At 38.8% G+C, this 19,035-nt stretch carries 17 protein-coding genes; 1 reads left to right on the plus strand and 16 read right to left on the minus strand.

The features are described 5' to 3' along the window. Window positions 1-1,320, minus strand: a complete 1,320-nt coding sequence (rsxC, locus tag BO15_RS0109820; protein ID WP_033154157.1) for an electron transport complex subunit RsxC — start codon at window positions 1,318-1,320, stop codon at window positions 1-3. Window positions 1,321-1,479: 159 nt separating this feature from the next. Here rsxC and BO15_RS0109825 point away from each other — a divergent pair, with 159 nt between their 5' ends. After that, window positions 1,480-2,538 carry a ribonuclease H-like domain-containing protein gene (locus BO15_RS0109825; protein ID WP_033154158.1) on the plus strand — a complete coding sequence of 353 codons (1,059 nt, stop codon included), beginning with the start codon at window positions 1,480-1,482 and terminating at the stop codon, window positions 2,536-2,538. On the opposite strand, the gene BO15_RS0109830 is transcribed toward BO15_RS0109825, so the two are convergent. The 15 genes from BO15_RS0109830 to leuS all read right to left on the minus strand — a co-directional run bounded on the left by BO15_RS0109830 (window position 2,535) and on the right by leuS (window position 18,965). Continuing rightward, window positions 2,535-3,308: a CheR family methyltransferase gene (locus tag BO15_RS0109830; protein ID WP_033154159.1), complete on the minus strand. Its 774-nt coding sequence runs from the start codon at window positions 3,306-3,308 to the stop codon at window positions 2,535-2,537. The genes BO15_RS0109825 and BO15_RS0109830 overlap by 4 nt on opposite strands. Window positions 3,309-3,468: 160 nt before the next feature. Next, a complete protein-coding gene (gene rpsA / locus BO15_RS0109835; protein ID WP_033154160.1) occupies window positions 3,469-4,587 on the minus strand; it encodes a 30S ribosomal protein S1 in 1,119 nt (372 codons plus the stop codon). Continuing rightward, the gene (gene ispH, locus BO15_RS0109840) at window positions 4,575-5,420 is read right to left on the minus strand and encodes a 4-hydroxy-3-methylbut-2-enyl diphosphate reductase (RefSeq protein WP_033154161.1); all 846 of its coding nucleotides are present in this window, start codon (window positions 5,418-5,420) and stop codon (window positions 4,575-4,577) included. The genes rpsA and ispH overlap by 13 nt, the downstream gene beginning before the upstream one ends. A gap of 11 nt (window positions 5,421-5,431) precedes the next feature. Continuing rightward, entirely contained in the window at window positions 5,432-6,088 is a 657-nt protein-coding gene (gene cmk, locus BO15_RS0109845; protein WP_033154162.1) for a (d)CMP kinase, read from the minus strand. 23 nt (window positions 6,089-6,111) lie between these two features. Further along, window positions 6,112-7,341 (minus strand): NAD(P)/FAD-dependent oxidoreductase, encoded by a 1,230-nt coding sequence (locus BO15_RS0109850; RefSeq protein ID WP_033154163.1) that lies wholly within the window; start codon window positions 7,339-7,341, stop codon window positions 6,112-6,114. After that, entirely contained in the window at window positions 7,334-8,254 is a 921-nt protein-coding gene (locus BO15_RS0109855) for a MurR/RpiR family transcriptional regulator (protein WP_033154164.1), read from the minus strand. Before BO15_RS0109855 ends, BO15_RS0109850 begins: the two co-directional genes overlap by 8 nt. A 92-nt stretch (window positions 8,255-8,346) precedes the next feature. Beyond that, window positions 8,347-9,765, minus strand: coding sequence for an oxaloacetate decarboxylase subunit alpha (locus BO15_RS0109860; protein ID WP_033154165.1), 1,419 nt, complete (start codon window positions 9,763-9,765; stop codon window positions 8,347-8,349). 35 nt (window positions 9,766-9,800) lie between these two features. After that, window positions 9,801-10,949, minus strand: a complete 1,149-nt coding sequence (locus BO15_RS0109865) for a sodium ion-translocating decarboxylase subunit beta (protein WP_033154166.1) — start codon at window positions 10,947-10,949, stop codon at window positions 9,801-9,803. A 14-nt stretch (window positions 10,950-10,963) separates the two neighbouring features. After that, window positions 10,964-11,320: a biotin/lipoyl-containing protein gene (locus BO15_RS0109870; RefSeq protein WP_033154167.1), complete on the minus strand. Its 357-nt coding sequence runs from the start codon at window positions 11,318-11,320 to the stop codon at window positions 10,964-10,966. Between the two features lie 18 nt (window positions 11,321-11,338). Continuing rightward, complete coding sequence (locus BO15_RS0109875) at window positions 11,339-12,064, minus strand: OadG family protein (RefSeq protein WP_033154168.1); 726 nt, start codon at window positions 12,062-12,064, stop codon at window positions 11,339-11,341. An 18-nt stretch (window positions 12,065-12,082) separates the two neighbouring features. After that, window positions 12,083-13,417 (minus strand): carboxyl transferase domain-containing protein, encoded by a 1,335-nt coding sequence (locus BO15_RS0109880; protein WP_033154169.1) that lies wholly within the window; start codon window positions 13,415-13,417, stop codon window positions 12,083-12,085. A gap of 201 nt (window positions 13,418-13,618) precedes the next feature. Continuing rightward, window positions 13,619-14,191: an SMC-Scp complex subunit ScpB gene (gene scpB / locus BO15_RS0109885; RefSeq protein WP_033154170.1), complete on the minus strand. Its 573-nt coding sequence runs from the start codon at window positions 14,189-14,191 to the stop codon at window positions 13,619-13,621. A gap of 20 nt (window positions 14,192-14,211) precedes the next feature. Beyond that, the gene (locus BO15_RS0109890; protein WP_033154171.1) at window positions 14,212-14,967 is read right to left on the minus strand and encodes a segregation and condensation protein A; all 756 of its coding nucleotides are present in this window, start codon (window positions 14,965-14,967) and stop codon (window positions 14,212-14,214) included. A gap of 253 nt (window positions 14,968-15,220) precedes the next feature. Beyond that, on the minus strand, window positions 15,221-16,426 hold the full coding sequence (locus tag BO15_RS0109895; protein WP_033154172.1) for an NADP-dependent isocitrate dehydrogenase: 1,206 nt from the start codon (window positions 16,424-16,426) through the stop codon (window positions 15,221-15,223). Window positions 16,427-16,559: 133 nt separating this feature from the next. Then, complete coding sequence (leuS, locus tag BO15_RS0109900; protein WP_033154173.1) at window positions 16,560-18,965, minus strand: leucine--tRNA ligase; 2,406 nt, start codon at window positions 18,963-18,965, stop codon at window positions 16,560-16,562. Between the last annotated feature and the right edge of the window lie 70 nt (window positions 18,966-19,035).

Here is a 19,035-nt window from a genome sequence, read left to right on the forward strand (position 1 = left end):
CTACTTTTTTCTCTTATCTGCAAGAATTTGTTTTTTCATAGTCTTAATTGACTGAGCCAGTGGCTTTCTAGCTGGACAAGCAAAGCTGCAGCTACCACATTCAATACATTCAAGACCATACCATTTTTCGAACGTTTCCTTGTCTCCGTGATCAGAGAACTTAGAAAGTCTAGAAGGTATTAATTTTTCAGGACAAGCCTCAACACATCTACCACAGTTAATACAAGCAGTAGTTTCGTACATTGAAACTTCATCTTCTGATAAGCAAACAAGCGCGCCTGATGTCTTTGTTGTAGGGATATCAGCATCCATAACAGCAAAGCCCATCATAGGACCACCTGAAATGATTTTTGCTGGCTCTCTAACGAATCCGCCAGCTGCTTCAAGGATTTCCTTGCAGCTCATACCGATGCAAATTCTGTAGTTGCGTGGCTCCATAACTGCATCACCAGTAAGTGTGAAGATACGGTCCATAACTGGCTTTCCTTCAACAATTGCTGTATAGATAGCATTTATAGTAGCAACATTGTCTACGATACATCCAGCATCAGCAGGAAGCATCTTTGAGTTAATCTCACGACCTGTGCACGCCTTGATAATCTGACGCTCACCACCCTGAGGATACTTTGTAAGAAGTGGAACCACTTCGATACGTGGCTCATTCTCAACAAGCTTCTCTAATGATGCAATAACATCAGATTTGTTGTCTTCTACGCCAAGCAAACCTTTTGCCTTTGGGAAAAGCTGAAGAATAATCTTCATGCCAGTGATAAGCTTTTCTGGCTCTTCAACCATACTTCTATAGTCTGATGTAAGATAAGGTTCGCATTCAGCACAGTTTGCAATAATATATTCAATCTTCTCAGGATTGTTAGGTGAAAGCTTTACATGAGTAGGGAAACCAGCACCTCCCATGCCTACAATACCTGCATCCTGAATTTTCTTGATGATTTCTTCATTGGAAAGCTTTGTATAATCCTCGCAAGGTTCAAATCCTGTCTCAATGAATTGGCCATCACTTTCAATTATGATAGAATTAACCATGTCGCCTGTTGCGACGCGTCGAGGCTCAATAGCCTTGACTGTACCGGAAACGCTTGAGAAAATTGGTGCAGACACAAATCCGCCTGCTTCTGCAATTTTCTGACCTCTGAGCACACTATCGCCTACTGCGACACATGCTTGTGCTGGTGCACCTATGTGCTGGGATAATGGATATACCATTAAGCCCTGTGGCTTAATATCCTTAATAGGCTTTTCTTTGGAAAGTTCCTTGCCTTCATAAGGATGGACGCCACCTTTAAATGTTCTAAGGCCCATTAGCATTTACTCCTCTCTTTCTTTAACGTTAATTAAATTATATCATTTAAAATACTGAAGTAGAGAAAATTTATCATTAATATTGTACATTTTCGAATACCAAAGTATGAAAAATTTGTGTATAATTTAATGAAAAAACTTTATAAAGCGAGTTATATTATGGAAATAATTAAAAACACTTATGAATTAGATAACTTAAGCTATGCAATCGACAAATATTTTGATAAAACCACACTTTTCTTTGATATTGAGTGTACAGGCCTATCTCCTAGGAAATCTTTTATTTATTTAATTGGATATGCTACAAGAATCGATAATTCTGTCACTATTACACAGCTATTGGCGGCTAATGAATCTGAAGAAATCGAAATAATTACTGAATTCGAAAATGTAATGGCGAGTTATGATAATCTACTAGGATTCAACTCCACACGATTTGACGAATCATTTATCGTAGAACGATGTAGAAAATACAATTTCAATACCAAGATTAAATCTAAGAATCATATGGATATGTATTTAAAAACAACAAAAGCCAGATGCCTTCTAGATTTACCAAACTATAAGCAAAAAACTATCGAGCAATATTTAGGGTTAAATAGAGATGATAAATATAACGGCGGCGAGCTTATTCCTGTATACGAAAAGTATTCTCTCACCGGTGATTTAGAGTCCAAAAACCTTATTCTTCTTCATAATTATGAAGACGTTCAAGGAATGATTTATATAACTGATATTCTGGCTTATCCTGATTTATTTAATTCGCAATTACGATATGTTTCTCATGAATTTTACACAGATAAACTTAGATTTATTGTTGAAACAGATATTACAATTCCAAATTCAATAAATAAACAACGAGATTACGGCATATATATCATAAAGGACAATCGTATATACGTTACGCTTGATTTATTCAACGGAGAACTGCTCACTTTTCTGCCTGATTATAAAAACTATTATTATCTGATAAACGAGGACATGATAATACCTAAATCATTAGGAGAAAGCATGGATAAAAACAGCCGTCGTCCTGCTAAGAAACAGGATTGTAAGGTAAAAAAAGAAGGGCAATTCCTTGCCCTTCCTGAAAAAATCGATATTGGAACTACTCGGATATTCAAACCTTCATATGAAGCAAAAGAGGCATTTGTTGATGTCAATGACATTACTCCTAATCTGCTATTGAAGGTTGTTAGATACATGCTTAAGCATTAGTTCTTCTCGTAATAGAAAGAGTAACGACGCTTATATCCAAGATCTTTGTAATTAATAACCTGCTCTGTAGAGCCAATAAATAGAATGCCACCAGGACGAAGTGATTTGCAGAATTTGTCATATACTTCGTCCTTTGCTTCATCTGTAAAGTAAATCAATACATTTCGACAAACAATCATATCATAGTTTGTAGGATATGTATCGCGAAGCAAATTATGCTCTTTAAATTCTACACACTTCTTTATCTCTTCACTTATCTGGAATGAATTTCCTACTGGTGTAAAATATTTCTTTTTTAAATCTGCAGGAACGTTAGCAATACTCTTGGCATTATATAAGCCAACCTTTGCAGTAGCGATAACCTGCTTATCAATGTCTGTTGCAAGAATCTTAATTTTGTTAAGAGGAAGATGCTGTGATAATGCCATTACTAACGAATATGGCTCATCTCCAGTAGAACATGCAGCACTCCAAATCTTAAGATTCTGGCCAGAATGTTTGATTAATTCTGGAATGAATTCTTTTGTAAGAAGATCCCACTGCTCTGGATTTCTATAGAACTCAGAAACATTAATGGTAAGGAAGTTTACAAACTCATCAAAAACTTCTTTGTCACTCTTTAAAAGTGCAACGTAATCGTGATATTCCTTACATTTATGTTTTGTTACAAGAGAATCTATACGTCTACGCATCTGTTTCTCTTTATAGGAACTTAAATCGATTTTAGTGAGATCATAAACCTCTTTCTTGAATCCATCGTAATTCTCCATGCAATCTTCTCCTATCTATATATTTTATATCCTTCTGTAACTCGTAATAGATACATTATATACATCATTTGTGTATTTATTGTTATTTTTCTAAGAATAATTTCACTCGAAAAGAAAAAAGGTCTAGATTTAAAACCTAGACCTTAAAATAGTCAACGAATTATTCTTCTGTAGCAGCTACTTCTTCGATATTTACATCTGCAACATCTGCATCATCGGAAGCTTCTGGCTCAAGAAGTGCCTTTACAGAAAGGCTAATCTTCTTCTCAGCATCGTTGAATTCAACAACCTTTGCTTCGATATCCTGACCAATTGTAAGAACATCTGAAGGCTTTTCAATACGATCCTTAGAAATCTGTGATACGTGAAGGAGTGCATCGATTCCAGGAGCAAGCTCTACGAAAGCACCAAAGTCCTTCATACGAACTACTTTACCCTTTACTACAGTACCTACTGCATACTTATCTGCAGCGCCATTCCATGGATTCTCGTCATCGAACTTGCAAGAAAGAGCAATTTTGCCATCCTTGATTTCCTTAACGAATACTTTGATTTTATCGCCAACGTTAAGAGTCTTTGTAGGATTCTCAACACGGCCCCAGCTCATCTCTGAGATATGGAGAAGACCATCAGCACCACCTAAATCGATGAATGCACCGAAGTCCTTAACATTCTTAACTGTTCCTTCGAATTCCTGTCCAACAGCGATCTTAGACATAAGCTCTTCCTGAGCCTTTGCTCTATCAGCAACAAGAAGTGTCTTTCTGTTACCAATGATTCTACGACGCTTTGGATCGAACTCTGTGATTACAAAGCTGATTTCCTGACCCTGGTACTTTCCAAGATCCTTTTCATAAACATCTGATACGAATGAAGCTGGAATAAATACTCTAGCCTCATCAACAACAACTGTAAGGCCACCCTTAAGAACCTTATCAACTGTAGCTGTAAGAACCTCTCCACTTTCAAAAGCTTCTGCAAGTCTTTCGTTGCCCTTTTCCTGAGCAAGTCTCTTGTATGAAAGAAGAACCTGACCCTCACCATCATTTACCTTGATTACGATAGCTGATAAAGGATCACCAACTTTAACTACAGTAGTAAGATCGACGTTTGACTCATTTGTGTACTCTGAACGTGTTATGATACCATCTGACTTGTAACCGATATTTAAAACGATTTCATCTGGCTTTACGCTAATAACAGTACCGTCTACTACCTCTCCATTGTGTATAGTTTTAAATGATTCCTCCAACATTTGTTCAAAACTCATTTCTGACATTTCTTTTGAACCTCCTCAATAATATTGTTTGGGGTGGATGCCCCTGCGGTAATACCTACACTTTCAATGGAACTAAGGTCAGATGGCTGGAAATCATCAGCCGTCTGTATATAGTAAGTATTGTTGCATCGTGTTTTGCATATTTCGTACAACTTTTGTGTATTGGATGAATTTTTACTTCCAATAACAAGCATAGCATCGACCTGTGACGCAATGTCAAAAGCCTCAACCTGCCTTTTATTAGTCGCATCGCATATTGTATTCAAAACAATAATATGATAACCTTTTTGCTTTATAATTTCAACTAATTCTTGAAATTTATTGTGGTTAAAGGTGGTTTGAGAAACAATACAAATAGTATCGTGAGAATTAACTGAAAAGTCTTTAGCGCTTTGCTCTCCTGAAATAACAGTATACTTATCTCCGTTAATCCATCCAACTATACCTCGTACCTCAGGATGATCAGGATTTCCAATGATTACAATGTACTCACCATTCTTAGAATGTTCATCAACTGCACGATGAATCTTTTTTACAAATGGACATGTTGCATCAATAACATTGTGACCAGCAGCCTTCAAATCTTCTTCAACAGCTTTTGTGACACCGTGAGAACGAATGATAACAGTTCCTGGTTCATAATCTTCATTAGAATCCTCTTCCATGACCTGAACGCCATGACTTTCGAAGTCTTTTACAACTTCTTCATTATGGATAATAGGGCCATAGGTATAAAGTGGAGAAACACCCTCTTCTATTTGTTTGTTTACAACATCAACAGCTCTTTGTACTCCAAAACAAAAACCTGCAGATTTAGCTAAGATTACTTCCATATAAAATACCTTTATTTACATAAGTCTATAATTGCAGCAACTACTTCATCAATAGTCATATCTGAGCTATCAACTAATACTGCATCGTCAGCCTGCTTCAATGGGCTTATCTCTCTGTGAGAATCTCTGTAATCTCTCTCTTCGATATCTTTTGCGATTTGATCAAAATCAGGATCTGCACCCTTTGCCTTAAGCTCATCAAAACGTCTCTTTGCTCTGCACTCAACAGATGCTGTAAGGAATACCTTAACATCAGCATTAGGAAGAACTACAGTACCGATATCTCTTCCGTCCATAATTACATCTGTAGTTTTAGCGAGCTCCTGCTGTAAAGCAACAAGCTTTGTTCTAACTGCAGAGTAAACAGAAGTTGCGCTAGCCATGTTTCCAACCTCTTCTGTACGAATAAGACCAGTAACATCCTCGCCATTAAGGATTACATGCTGAGCACCATCTTCATATTTAATAGAAACAACTATTTCATCTACTTTTTCAGAAATGGCTTTCTCATCATCCGAAGCGATACCTGCTCTCAGAAAATAAAGTGCCATTGCTCTATACATAGCACCAGTATCTACATATACATATCCTTTCTTTGCTGCAACAGCTTTTGCTATTGTAGATTTGCCTGCACCTGCAGGTCCGTCGATTGCAACATTCATTGCCATAATATATATCCTCCGTAAATTAATTAAATACTAAGTCCAGCAAGATAACCTGTAGACCATGCTATCTGAAGATTAAATCCACCTGTAAAGGCATCCAAATCCAGAACCTCTCCTGCAAAAGAAAGGCCATTTATATTTTTACATTTCATAGTGGATGGGTCAATATCCTTGACGCAAACTCCACCCTGAGTGACAATTGCCTCCTTGAATTCTCTTAAACCTGTAATGGTGAAAGGGAAGTTCTTAAGTAGTTTGATAATATTAGCTCGTTCTTCTTTGGTGATAGAGTTGATTTGTCTATTATCATCGATATCTAAAAGTTCTATAAAAACAGATACCATAGACGAAGGAAGAAGTCCTCTCAGAACAGAACTAAGATGCTTATTCATATTATCATTAAAGTCCCTAAGTATTCTGGCATCCAACTCCTCAACAGAAAGCGCAGGCTTCAAGTCGATAAAAGCATTAAGCTTACCTTCGCTCTGTAAAGTCTTTCCGATAATAGAGCTGGCAGAAAGCACCAGCGGGCCGGAAACACCAAAGTGAGTGAATAGCATTTCACCGAAATTATCATAGAGCTTTTTCTTTCCATTATATATAGAAAGATTTACATTCTTTAGAGAAAGGCCCTGCATCGACATAACATAGTCTTCTTTTACATTAAGCGGAACTAAAGCCGGTCTTGTATCGGTAACACCTATACCGATTTTTTTAGCCCAGCGAAGACCATCACCTGTAGAACCGGTGGTCTGATATGAAAGCCCTCCCGTGCAAACAATAACATGGTCAGCCCTTAACTGAGTTTTATCCTTAAGTGATACTCCAACAGCTGTATCATTTTCTATTATTATATTAGAAACTTCTGTGTTAAGAAGAATTTTTACATTGTATTCATCAAGACCATTTTTTAAGGCCTTTGTAATATCTGAAGCGTGGTCAGAAACCGGAAAAGCTCTATTTCCTCTTTCGACTTTTGTCTCAGTGCCATGCATCTCGATAAAGCCAATCATAGCATCGGAATTGAAGGTATACAGTGCACTGTACAAAAACTTAGGATTGCTAACTACATTCTTGAAGAAATCTGTCTCATCACAGGCATTGGTAAAATTACATCTCCCCTTTCCTGTTATATAAATCTTTTTTCCAAGCTTTTCGTTTTTTTCTAACAATGTGACTTCGTGGCCACACATGCCAGCAGCATAAGCTGCCATCATGCCGGCAGCACCGCCACCAACAACAATAACTTTACTCATTAAAATCTCCTGAATAATTCATTCTAATAGAATCATCCACCAAATCTATTTCATCATTTTCGTAGAATTGATAATCATTCCAAATGTTTTCTATCATATCTAAATTGTTTGCAACCGTAGCTTGATTACGATTGCAAAGCTCAACGATTAATGCATTAATCACAGACAAGGGAGCCACTAGCGAATCTACTACATAATGCATTCCACTTTCAGCAATAAGATTGCAAGAACTGTAAAGGTTCATAGGGGAATGAATAGAATCTGTAATAGTTACAACATTAGCTCTTCTATTATTAGCAAACTCCAACGCCTTTAGCGTACGCATAGAATAACGAGGGAATGAAATACCAATAATGCAATCCTCCTCGCCGATATGAATCATCTGCTCAAAAAGCTCCGAGGTAGAGCTAGTTTGAAGATTGATTACATTGTCGAATATCATATTAAGATAAAATGCTAAAAATGAAGCTAAAGGTGCGCAAGTACGGAGGCCTACGATGTATATTCTTCTGGCACTATTAATTGCTTCAACTGCATTTTCAAATGCAGCTTCATCAATGGACTCCATGGTGTTTTTAACCTTTAAAGCATCTGCAGATAATACAGAACGCAAAACTCCATTTTGCTCGATGCCTCCATTTGTAAGCTCAATTCTATCTGTAGTATTGAGCTTTGTTCTAACCATTTCCTCTAATGCTTGTTGGAATTCTGGGTAACCTTTATATCCAATAAAAGAAGCAAAACGAACTACCGTGGATTCAGATACACCGATAATATCCCCTAATTTAGCAGCAGTAAGGAAAACAGCCTTGTCAAAATTATCAATAATATAATTTGCAAGAAGCTTTTGCCCCTTTGACATTCTGCCATAGTTTTCATTAATTTTAGAAATTAAATCAGTTGTAGTAGCCATAAACACTCCTTTTACTAATCATTGAGATATTTATTATACTATGCAAAAAAAGGCAATGCAAGAAATCTTGCATTGCCTCATCATAGATGAAATTATACTGGATAAGCTTTATTTTCCTTATCTGCCTTTGCAGGATCAACCTTTGTCTGCTGAGCCTCACGATACTCGAAGAACTCTGTAGCAACCTTTGGGAATAATGCGTATGATAACACATCCTCATCCTGCTGCTTCCATCTAGCACATTCCTCTTCAAACTTCTTAAGTCCTGGCTCAAGCAAGTCTGCTGGACGGCATGTGATAGCTTTATCTTTGTCAGGACCAAGTGCCTTTTCTACAACCTCTGGGTTGAAAGGCTTAACTGTCTGACCGTATTTACCAAGGAGAATATCCTTAGTCTGCTCTGTAACAACCTTGTATCTCTCACCCATAAGAACATTGAATACAGCCTGTGTTCCAACAATCTGTGATGAAGGTGTAACAAGTGGTGGCTCACCAAGATCCTTACGTACACGAGGTACTTCCTCAAGAACCTCACGAAGCTTATCTTCCTTACCCTGCTCTTTAAGCTGGCTGATAAGGTTTGAAAGCATACCACCAGGTACCTGATAACGAAGTGTGTTGATGTTTACACCAAGTACCTTTGTTGACATAAGACCGCTCTCGATGCACTCTTCTCTGTATGGTCTGAAGTAATCAGCAATTTCTGAAAGAAGTTCCTGATCAAATCCTGTATCGTAAGGTGTTCCTTCGAATGCAGCAGCCATAACTTCTGTTGCAGGCTGAGATGTACCAAGTGCGAATGGTGAAATTGCGCAGTCGATGATATCACAACCAGCTTCTACGGCCTTTAAGTATGTCATACTAGCAACACCTGATGTGTAGTGAGTATGAAGCTCGATAGGAAGGCTTGTAGATTCCTTTAAAGCCGAAACAAGCTCTGAAGCCTTAGCTGGGACAAGAAGACCAGCCATATCCTTGATACAGATTGAAGATGCACCCATATCTTCGATACGCTTTGCAATATCCTTCCAGTAATCAAGTGTATAAGCCTCTCCAAGAGTGTATGAAAGGGCAACCTGTGCATGTCCTTTCTCTTTGTTTGTAGCATTGACTGCTGTCTGAAGGTTTCTGATATCGTTAAGGCAATCAAAAATACGAATGATATCGATACCATTTGCAATTGACTTCTGAACGAAGTATTCAACAACATCATCTGGATACTGGCTGTATCCTAAGATGTTCTGACCTCTGAAAAGCATCTGAAGCTTTGTATTCTTAAATCCATCACGAAGCTTTCTAAGTCTATCCCATGGATCTTCTTTAAGAAAACGAAGACATGCATCAAATGTAGCACCACCCCAGCACTCTACTGCGTTATATCCAACCTGGTCCATTTTATCAATGATAGGAAGCATAATTGAGGTAGGCATACGTGTTGCTATAAGAGACTGATGTGCATCACGGAGCACTGTCTCTGTAATTTTAACTGGCTTTGGACTAATATCTGCCATTTGTAATTCCCTCCTGAATAATTAATATGTAAGAACTAAACACCGAAAATTGCCATAAATACACCGGCTGCAACGGCTGTTCCGATAACGCCTGCTACGTTAGGTCCCATAGCGTGCATAAGCAAGAAGTTTGTAGGATCCTCTTCTGCACCAACCTTCTGTGAAACACGGGCTGCCATTGGGACAGCAGAAACACCTGCTGATCCAATAAGTGGATTAATTTTTCCGCCAGTAACATGGCAAAGAATCTTTCCGAATAATACACCAGCAGCTGTGCCAAATACGAATGCGACAAGACCAAGAACAACGATCTTGATTGTAGCTGGATTTAAGAATGCTTCAGCTGATGTAGAAGCTCCTACTGATGTACCAAGTAAAATAACTACAATGTACATAAGAGCATTTGATGCTGTCTCTGTAAGCTGATTTACAACACCTGACTCCTTGAACAAGTTACCAAGCATAAGCATACCAACAAGAGGAGCTGTTGTAGGTAAAATCAAACATACAATAATTGTAACAACAATTGGGAAGAGAATCTTTTCAAGCTTTGATACAGGTCTAAGCTGTGCCATCTTGATTGAACGCTCTTCTTTTGTTGTAAGTGCCTTCATAATTGGTGGCTGAATGATTGGAACAAGTGACATATATGAGTATGCTGCTACAGCAATAGGTCCCATAAGTGCTGACTGTCCAAGTTTACCAGCCAAGAAAATAGATGTAGGTCCATCTGCTCCACCGATGATTGATACAGCAGCTGCTGCCTGATCTGAGAATCCTAAAAGGATTGCAAGAAGGTAAGCTGTGAAAATACCAATCTGTGCTGCAGCGCCAAGCCAAAAGCTTATTGGATTGGCGATAAGTGGACCGAAATCTGTCATAGCTCCAACGCCCATGAAAATAAGCGAAGGAAGAATTGAATACTCATCAAGAGTATAGAAATAATAAAGCAAGCCGCCTACACCATTAGATGTTTCCTCTGGTGATGCAATAATGTCAGGGTAAATGTTAACCAACAACATACCAAATGCGATTGGTAACAAAAGAAGTGGTTCATAACCCTTTTTGATTGCAAGATAAAGGAAAACACAGGCAACCGCTATCATGACAAAGTTTCCCCAAGTCAAATTTGCAAATGCAGTTTGACCGGCGAGATTTAACAATGTCTCTCCAACGTAACTCATGTGTAATCCTCCTATTAGTTCATAGTTGCAAGTAATGCGCCAGCCTCAACCTGCTGTCCTTCGTTACAATTGATTGATGCAACAGTACCATCCTGTGGTGCAACAACAGGTGTTTCCATCTTCATAACCTCAAGTACTACTACAGGATCACCCTTCTTTACTGCTGTACCAGCTGCAGCTGCAATCTTTACAACCTTACCAGCTGCTCCAGCTTCGATTTTAACACCGCCTGCAGCACCTGTAGCAACTGGAGCTGGTGCTGCTGCCTTAGGTGCAGCTGCAGGAGTAACTGGAGATACGCCAGAACCTCCCTTATCTTCTACAGTAACATCATAAACTGTTCCATTAACAGTGATTGTATAATTTTTCATGGAAAAATCCTCCTAATTCTAATGTCTTTTCTTGATAGAACGAACTACAAACGAATCTGTAGAAGCTCCTGTACTAGCAGCGATTGCTGCGGCAATTACAGCTACAAGCTGTAAATCATCTGTTTCGTTTTTAACTGGTGCAGGTGTCTTGCTAACAACTGGAGCAGCCACAGCACCCTCTTTCTTTTCTTTAGATTTCTTTTCAAGTTTTGGAATAATTTCAAAAAGCTTGATTACACCAGACATAACAATAAGCATAAAGAACACAATAAGGATGCCCATTACTGTATTCAAAGCAGCCTTCTGCATTGTCTCACCTAAAGTGTATACTGGCTCGATATTCATTGCAGTTGGAGTAGATACATCTAAAGTACTGTATACAAATGTCATCTTTAAATCTCTTTTTGAGTAATCTCCAACAAGTGTTGCAGTGATTGTCTTGCCAGATTTTTCGACATTAAATTCGCCGATGCCAACATATTCATTGGCCTCATCATAACAATCCTTGTAATCTTCAAGAAGTGTTACAAGTGTTGCACCATCTTCATATGACGAAATATATGAAATATTGTAGTCAATTGCTGCTTCATCAAGTGTTGAAAGCTGTGTTAACATACTAGACAATTCTGACTGGTAGTCAGCTTCTGTACGACCACCTAAAGTATCGTCCTTTTGACCGCCACACGCCATCAAACCAAGAGCAAGCGCTAAGGTGCATAAGCAAATCTTTAATTTATTCTTCATATGTTCACCTTCCTGCTCTTAAAAGAACATTTCAAATCCTGCAATAATATATTTTCTAGCATCTGCCATTGAAACTATTCTATCGATATGTCCGTGAGCAGCTGCTGTAAGGGCACTATCCTGAAGCTCAGCATAATCTTTCTCGATTGCTGCAGCATCTGTACCATTATCTGCAAGAATTTTTGCAGCCTTAGAAGCTTCCATTGCTCCAACAGATGTGGTATCAAAAGCGTAAACTAAATCTGCACCAAGTGACTTTGAATTCATAAGTACATATGGTGTGCCATAGCCCTGCTTTGTAATAAGGTTAATCTTTGGAACACTAGCATCTACAAAACGCTGTGTCATTTGTGAAAGAGCTCTTGGAAGTCTCTTTTCCTGACATGTGCATGATTTGAATGCTGCAACATTTGTAATTGAAAGAACTGGGATTTCATACATATCACAAAGATCTACGAAATCAGCTGCTTTCTCACAGCCAGCAGCTGAAAGAACTGCCTCACCATCAATCTCTCTATTACCAACAACGCCGATAGTAACACCATCAAGTTTAATAAGACCAGTTACCATTTCCTTAGCAAAACCAGCCTTAAGCTCAACAAACTGTCTGTTATCTGCAAGCTCTGTTGCAACTGCAGCCGCATCTGTAAGCTTGCTCTCAAGACCTTCTGCTGCTCTATTAAGATCATCACTTGCTTCTACGATATCGTTTGGAATCATAGAAATAACCTGTCTCATAGATGAAACAACCTCTGCAAGTGAACCATGCATATCAACTGTACCAGCCTCTTCAAACTGGAATGCTGCTGAAGAAGTATCGCATTTATCAGAACTGTTTCCAGAAATTGTATCTGGTGAGTTAATGAAAAGCTTTGCTCCATCAACCATAAATGTGAAATCTGCAAGTGCAGGTAATACTGAAAGACCTCCACCACAGTTGCCAGCTACACAAATAAGCTGTGGAATAACCCCTTTAACATCGGCAGCTCTTTCAATAACAGAACCAAGTGCTTCAAGTGCATCAAATGACTCCTGAAGACGAACTCCGCCGCAATCAATAAAGCCAATTACTGGTGCACCAACCTTAAGTGCCATGTCGTATACAGAAAGAATCTTTTTAGCGTGCATTTCGCCAATTGTGCCACCCAAAACATCGGCATTCTGGCTAAATACGAATACTAAAGTTCCATCCACAAGACCATGTCCAATAATTACTCCGTCTGATGGTTCCTTTTTCGCATCAAGGTTAAAATCAGTGTTGCGACTTGTCACTAATGACTGAAGCTCAACAAAGCTGTTGTCATCAAGTAACGCGTTAATTCTAGCCTGAGCCTGACTTAAATCATTACCCATCTTATACCTCCATTTATATAAATTATTTCAAAATTTCTCGCAAGTTTAATGATAACCATTTTTATCACCCATTTCAATGCGAATGTGTTAAAAAATTGTCATAAATTTATGAAGAAAAGATTGGTCATTATTTTCCTTGAAAAATAGGCATAAAAATAGCCAATCCAAAGGATGGATTGGCTATATAACATACATATAAAATTAAATGGTAACTTCAACATTATTCGCTTCGTTTTCTGCCTCGATTTTGAACTCTTCGATTTGGGTTTGAGATAACTCAGGAAGTTCCTCGATTGAGCTTACTCCAAATGAACGAAGGAACTCCTCTGTAGTACCAAAAAGCATAGGTCTACCAGGCGCATCAAGACGTCCAAGCTCTGTACAAAGACCAAACTCAACAAGCTTTGAAACAGCAAAGTCGCAGGAAACACCACGAATCTTTTCGATTTCAGATTTTGTGATAGGCTGTTTGTATGCGATGATAGAAAGAGTTTCAAGCAAGACATCAGTAAGAACATATTTCTTAGGCTGTTTTGCTATACGAATAAGATATTCGTAAATATCAGGGCTAGTACACATCTGGTATGCCCCATCAATTTCAGTAATTGTGATACCTCTGTTCTGCTCTTTGTAGTTGCTTTTTAATGACTCAATAGCCTCTACAACTTGTTTTTCATCTATTTCAAGAGCCTTTGCGATTTTAGATGGCTCAACAGTGCCACCCATTGCAAAAAGTATACCCTCAACTATGTTTTCGATTTCTTTTAATTCCATAATACCCCTTCAAAAGCTGTCTAGGCAGCAATCTTTGATTCTATAAGAATATCTGTAAATGTATCTTCCTGAGTGATGTTGATTTGACCAGCCTTCATCATCTCTAAAATGCAAAGAAAAGTAACAATAACCTCTGTCTTTGAATGAGATGCCTCAAGAAGATTTCTAAAACTAAATGTATTGTGAGCCTTAGCAAAAGCAATAGTCCATTCCATTTTCTGCTCTAGGCTTACTTCTTCTTTTTTGATTTTGCCGAATGTAGAACGAATTGGATCTCGACGATTATCCTGTCTCTTGAGAACCTGGTTGAAAATATCGTTGAGCTTGTTAAGTGTCAAATCGCCCATAAGCTCTTCTAAATCAACCGGCTGCTCATACTTAAGAACTTCGTCAGGAATGGTAGGCTCCTTGTAGAATACAAGGCTAGCATCCATCTGTCTATCCCTAAGTTGGTAAGAAATTGTTTTGTACATTTTGTATTCCAACAACTGCTGTACCAACTCTGCACGTGGGTCCTCAGCTTCCTCTCCATCCTCTTCTTTTTCTTCGCGAGGGAGAAGCATGCGGCTTTTGATATCCAAAAGAGTTGTTGCCATAAGTAAGAACTCGCTCATGACATCCAAATCACTTTGGTCCATTGCACGCACATATTCCATGTATTGATCAGTAATCTCAACGATTGGAATATCGTATATATCAACTTTATTTTTGTCTATCAGGTGAAGAAGCAAATCCAAAGGCCCCTCAAACGCCTGAAGCTTAACATTCATTTCCAAGTTTTTCTCTCCCTAAAAACCGTCTGTTACGACTACAAGCCTTAGTAATTCTCCGCTCGACATATGTCTCGCTTGAGAATTCAAAGAGCTTGTAGCCTACAGACTCATCTAAATATTAAATACTTGTATCTAAATTCTATCTTCTACGAACTAAAAATGGTCTCGTACGCCTAGACCACGTATGAGACCATTATAAAAGACTATATTGTGTATGTCAACACGATATACCACTATATGTAGTTGTCAGACAATTTTAAAGCGATTCTAAAGTCTTGCGAATTTCAATGATGAAATCGCGTGAATTAAGGACTGTTGGATTTTCGATAGATGTGATAAGAGCCAAATCCTTTGTCATCTTGCCATCTTCGATTGTTTTGATGCATGCTTTCTCAAGCTTATCTGCAAATGCAGAAAGCTCAGGAATGTTGTCTAATTCACCGCGCTTTCTAAGAGCACCTGTCCAAGCAAAAATTGTAGCTACAGAGTTTGTTGATGTCTCCTCACCCTTTAAATGCTTGTAATAGTGACGCTGAACAGTACCGTGAGCCGCTTCGTACTCATAGTAGCCAGCTGGTGAAACAAGTACTGATGTCATCATAGCAAGTGAGCCAAATGCTGATGAAATCATATCGCTCATTACATCGCCATCATAGTTCTTACAAGCCCAGATGAAACCACCTTCAGATTTCATTACACGAGCAACCGCATCATCGATAAGTGTATAGAAATATTCGATTCCTGTCTTATCAAATGCGTCCTTATATTCTTTATCAAAGATTTCCTGGAACACATCCTTAAATCTATGATCATATTTCTTTGAAATAGTATCCTTTGTAGCAAACCAAAGATCCTGCTTAGTATCTAAAGCGTACTTAAAGCAGCTATGAGCAAAGCTTTCGATAGAATTGTCAAGATTGTGCTGTCCCTGAACAACGCCGGGACCATTAAATGTATGAACAAGAGAACGCTCTTCTGTTCCGTCTTCAGCTGTGTATACAAGCTCAACTTTTCCAGCTCCTGGAATTCTCATTTCGGTGTTCTTGTATACATCACCATAAGCATGACGAGCAATTGTAATAGGCTTTTTCCAAGATTTAACATTTGGGTCAATACCTTTAACAACGATAGGTGCACGGAAAACAGTACCATCTAGGATTGCACGAATTGTACCGTTTGGACTCTTCCACATTTCCTTGAGATTGTATTCAGTCATACGTGCTGCATTAGGAGTGATTGTTGCGCACTTAACAGCAACTCCATATTTCTTTGTGGCTTCAGCTGACTCCACTGTAACTTTGTCGTCTGTCTCGTTTCTATGCTCTAAACCTAAGTCATAATACTCTGTCTTTAAATCAATGAATGGAAGAAGTAGCTCGTCCTTAATCATCTGCCAAAGGATACGAGTCATCTCGTCTCCGTCCATCTCAACCAAAGGTGTCGTCATCTGAATTTTGCTCATACATTATCTCCTTAACCCAGTCCGCCAGTTACACTCTCAAGCATTGTATTTCTACGCTCAACAACACGTTTCGCTTTAGAAATACAATAGCTTGATAGCTACTGGCTCAATTAATAATAATCAAATTACAGTATTACTTTACCACGAGGTTTACGATTTTGTTTGGAACGTAAATCTCTTTAACAAGGTTCTTACCTTCGAGAGCCTTTGCTACATTTTCGTCAGCCTTTGCTGTTGCAAGAGCTTCATCTTTGTCACATCCGTTAGGAATTGTGATTGTAGCCTTAAGCTTTCCATTTACCTGAACAGCGATTTCAATTGTAGATTCCACAATCTTCTTAGGGTCATATTCTGGCCACTGTGAAAGTGAGCAGTATCCTTCACCGCCAAGCTCAGCGTACATTTCCTCGCAAAGATGAGGAGCAAATGGGCAAAGAATCTTTACAAGAAGTATAAGGTTATCCTTTGTGATATGACCTTCAGCAACAATATCATTAAGAAGTCCCATCATCGCAGCAATAGCTGTGTTGAACTTCATAGCTTCGATATCTTCTGATACCTTCTTGATTGTCTTATGAATACCTGTTTCAATCTTTTCGCTATTTGCTTCATCTGTAACGATGTCTGTAAGACCAGCAAATCTCTCAAGGAATCTCTTACATCCACGAACCGAAGCGTCAGACCAAGGAGCAGCTGCGCCGTAGTCGCCCATGAATAATACGTAAGTACGAAGTGTATCAGCGCCATATGCATCTACGATATCAAGTGGATCGATTACGTTTCCACGTGACTTAGACATCTTCTGTCCATCCTCACCAAGGATCATACCCTGAGCACTTCTCTTCTTGTATGGCTCTGGAGTATTTACAACACCAAGGTCATAAAGGAAGTGATGCCAGAAACGCGAGTAAATCAAGTGACGTGTAACGTGCTCCATACCACCGTTGTACCAATCTACTGGCATCCAGTAGTTTAGCTTTTCTCTAGCAGCAAATTCGTTGTCATTATGTGGATCGATGTAACGAAGGAAATACCAAGAAGAACCAGCCCACTGAGGCATAGTATCTGTCTCACGCTTTGCAGCGCCGCCACACTTAGGACATTTGCAATTTACAAAGCTTTCTACTCTGGCAAGTGGAGACTCTCCATCTGTACCAGGCTCAAACTTCTCCATTACAGGAAGCTTAAGTGGAAGCTCCTCATATGGAACTGCAACATCGCCACATGTAGGACAATGTACAATTGGAATAGGCTCACCCCAGTAACGCTGTCTGTTAAATGCCCAGTCTTTCATCTTGAACTGAACACCAGCCTTACCGCAGCCTTTTCTTTCAAGTTCCTGAATCATTCTATCGATTGAGTCCTTTTTGTTGTTAAGACCATTAAGGAACTCAGAATTAATCATGTTTCCTTCGCCTGTGTAAGCTTCTTTTGTAACATCTCCACCCTCGATAACAGGGATAATATCAATGCCAAACTTAGTAGCGAAGTCCCAGTCACGCTGATCATGAGCAGGAACGGCCATAATAGCACCAGTACCGTAGCCCATCATTACGTAATCTGAAATAAATACAGGGATTTTCTTGCCAGTGATTGGGTTGATTGCATCGAAGCCCTCAACACGAACGCCAGTCTTGTCCTTTGAAACAAGCTGTGTACGCTCAAACTCAGACTTCTTCTGGCACTCTGCTCTGTAAGCTAAGATAGCGTCCATGTTAGAAATCTTGTCTGCATATTTATCAATATATGGATGCTCTGGAGCAATAACCATAAATGTAACACCGCAAAGTGTATCTGGGCGTGTTGTGTAAATCTCAAGCTTATCTTCGATTCCTTCAAGTGTGAAATTTACGAAAGCACCCTTTGATTTACCAATCCAGTTAACCTGCTGCTGCTTGATATTCTCTGGGAAATCAAGACCATCAAGTCCCTGAAGAAGCTTATCAGCGTACTCTGTGATACGAAGATACCAAACGTCCTTTTCCTTCTGGATAACGTCTGTATCGCAGATATCACATTTACCACCCTGTGAATCCTCGTTTGAAAGTACTACCTTACAATGTGGGCAGTAGTTAACAAGAGTCTTATCTCTGAAAACAAGGCCCTTCTCGAACATCTTAAGGAAAATCCACTGAGTCCACTTGTAGTAGTCCTCCTGTGTAGTGTCGATTGTACGACTATAATCAAAAGAGAATCCTACACTCTTAAGCTGAGTAGTAAATTTCTTGATATTATCATCTGTAATCTTTCTTGGATGAGTGTTTGTCTTTACAGCGTAATTCTCTGTAGGAAGACCAAATGCATCAAAACCGATAGGGAATAATACATTGTATCCCTGCATTCTTCGCTTTCTAGATACTACCTCAACTGAAGAATAAGCCTTGATATGTCCAACGTGCATACCAGCACCAGATGGATATGGGAACTCTACAAGACCATAGAATTTTGGCTTATCAGAACCATCAACAGCTTTGAAAATCTCGTCCTTTTCCCAAGCTGCTTGCCATTTTTTCTCAATAGCTTTAAAGTTATGTTTCATTTTCTCACCTCGTAATCTATACAACTAACCGAAATTATAATAAAAGCTGTAGAGTTTTGCAATGAAAACA

The sequence above is a fragment of the Pseudobutyrivibrio ruminis HUN009 genome (assembly GCF_000703005.1).
Taxonomy (GTDB): Bacteria; Bacillota; Clostridia; order Lachnospirales; family Lachnospiraceae; genus Pseudobutyrivibrio; species Pseudobutyrivibrio ruminis_A.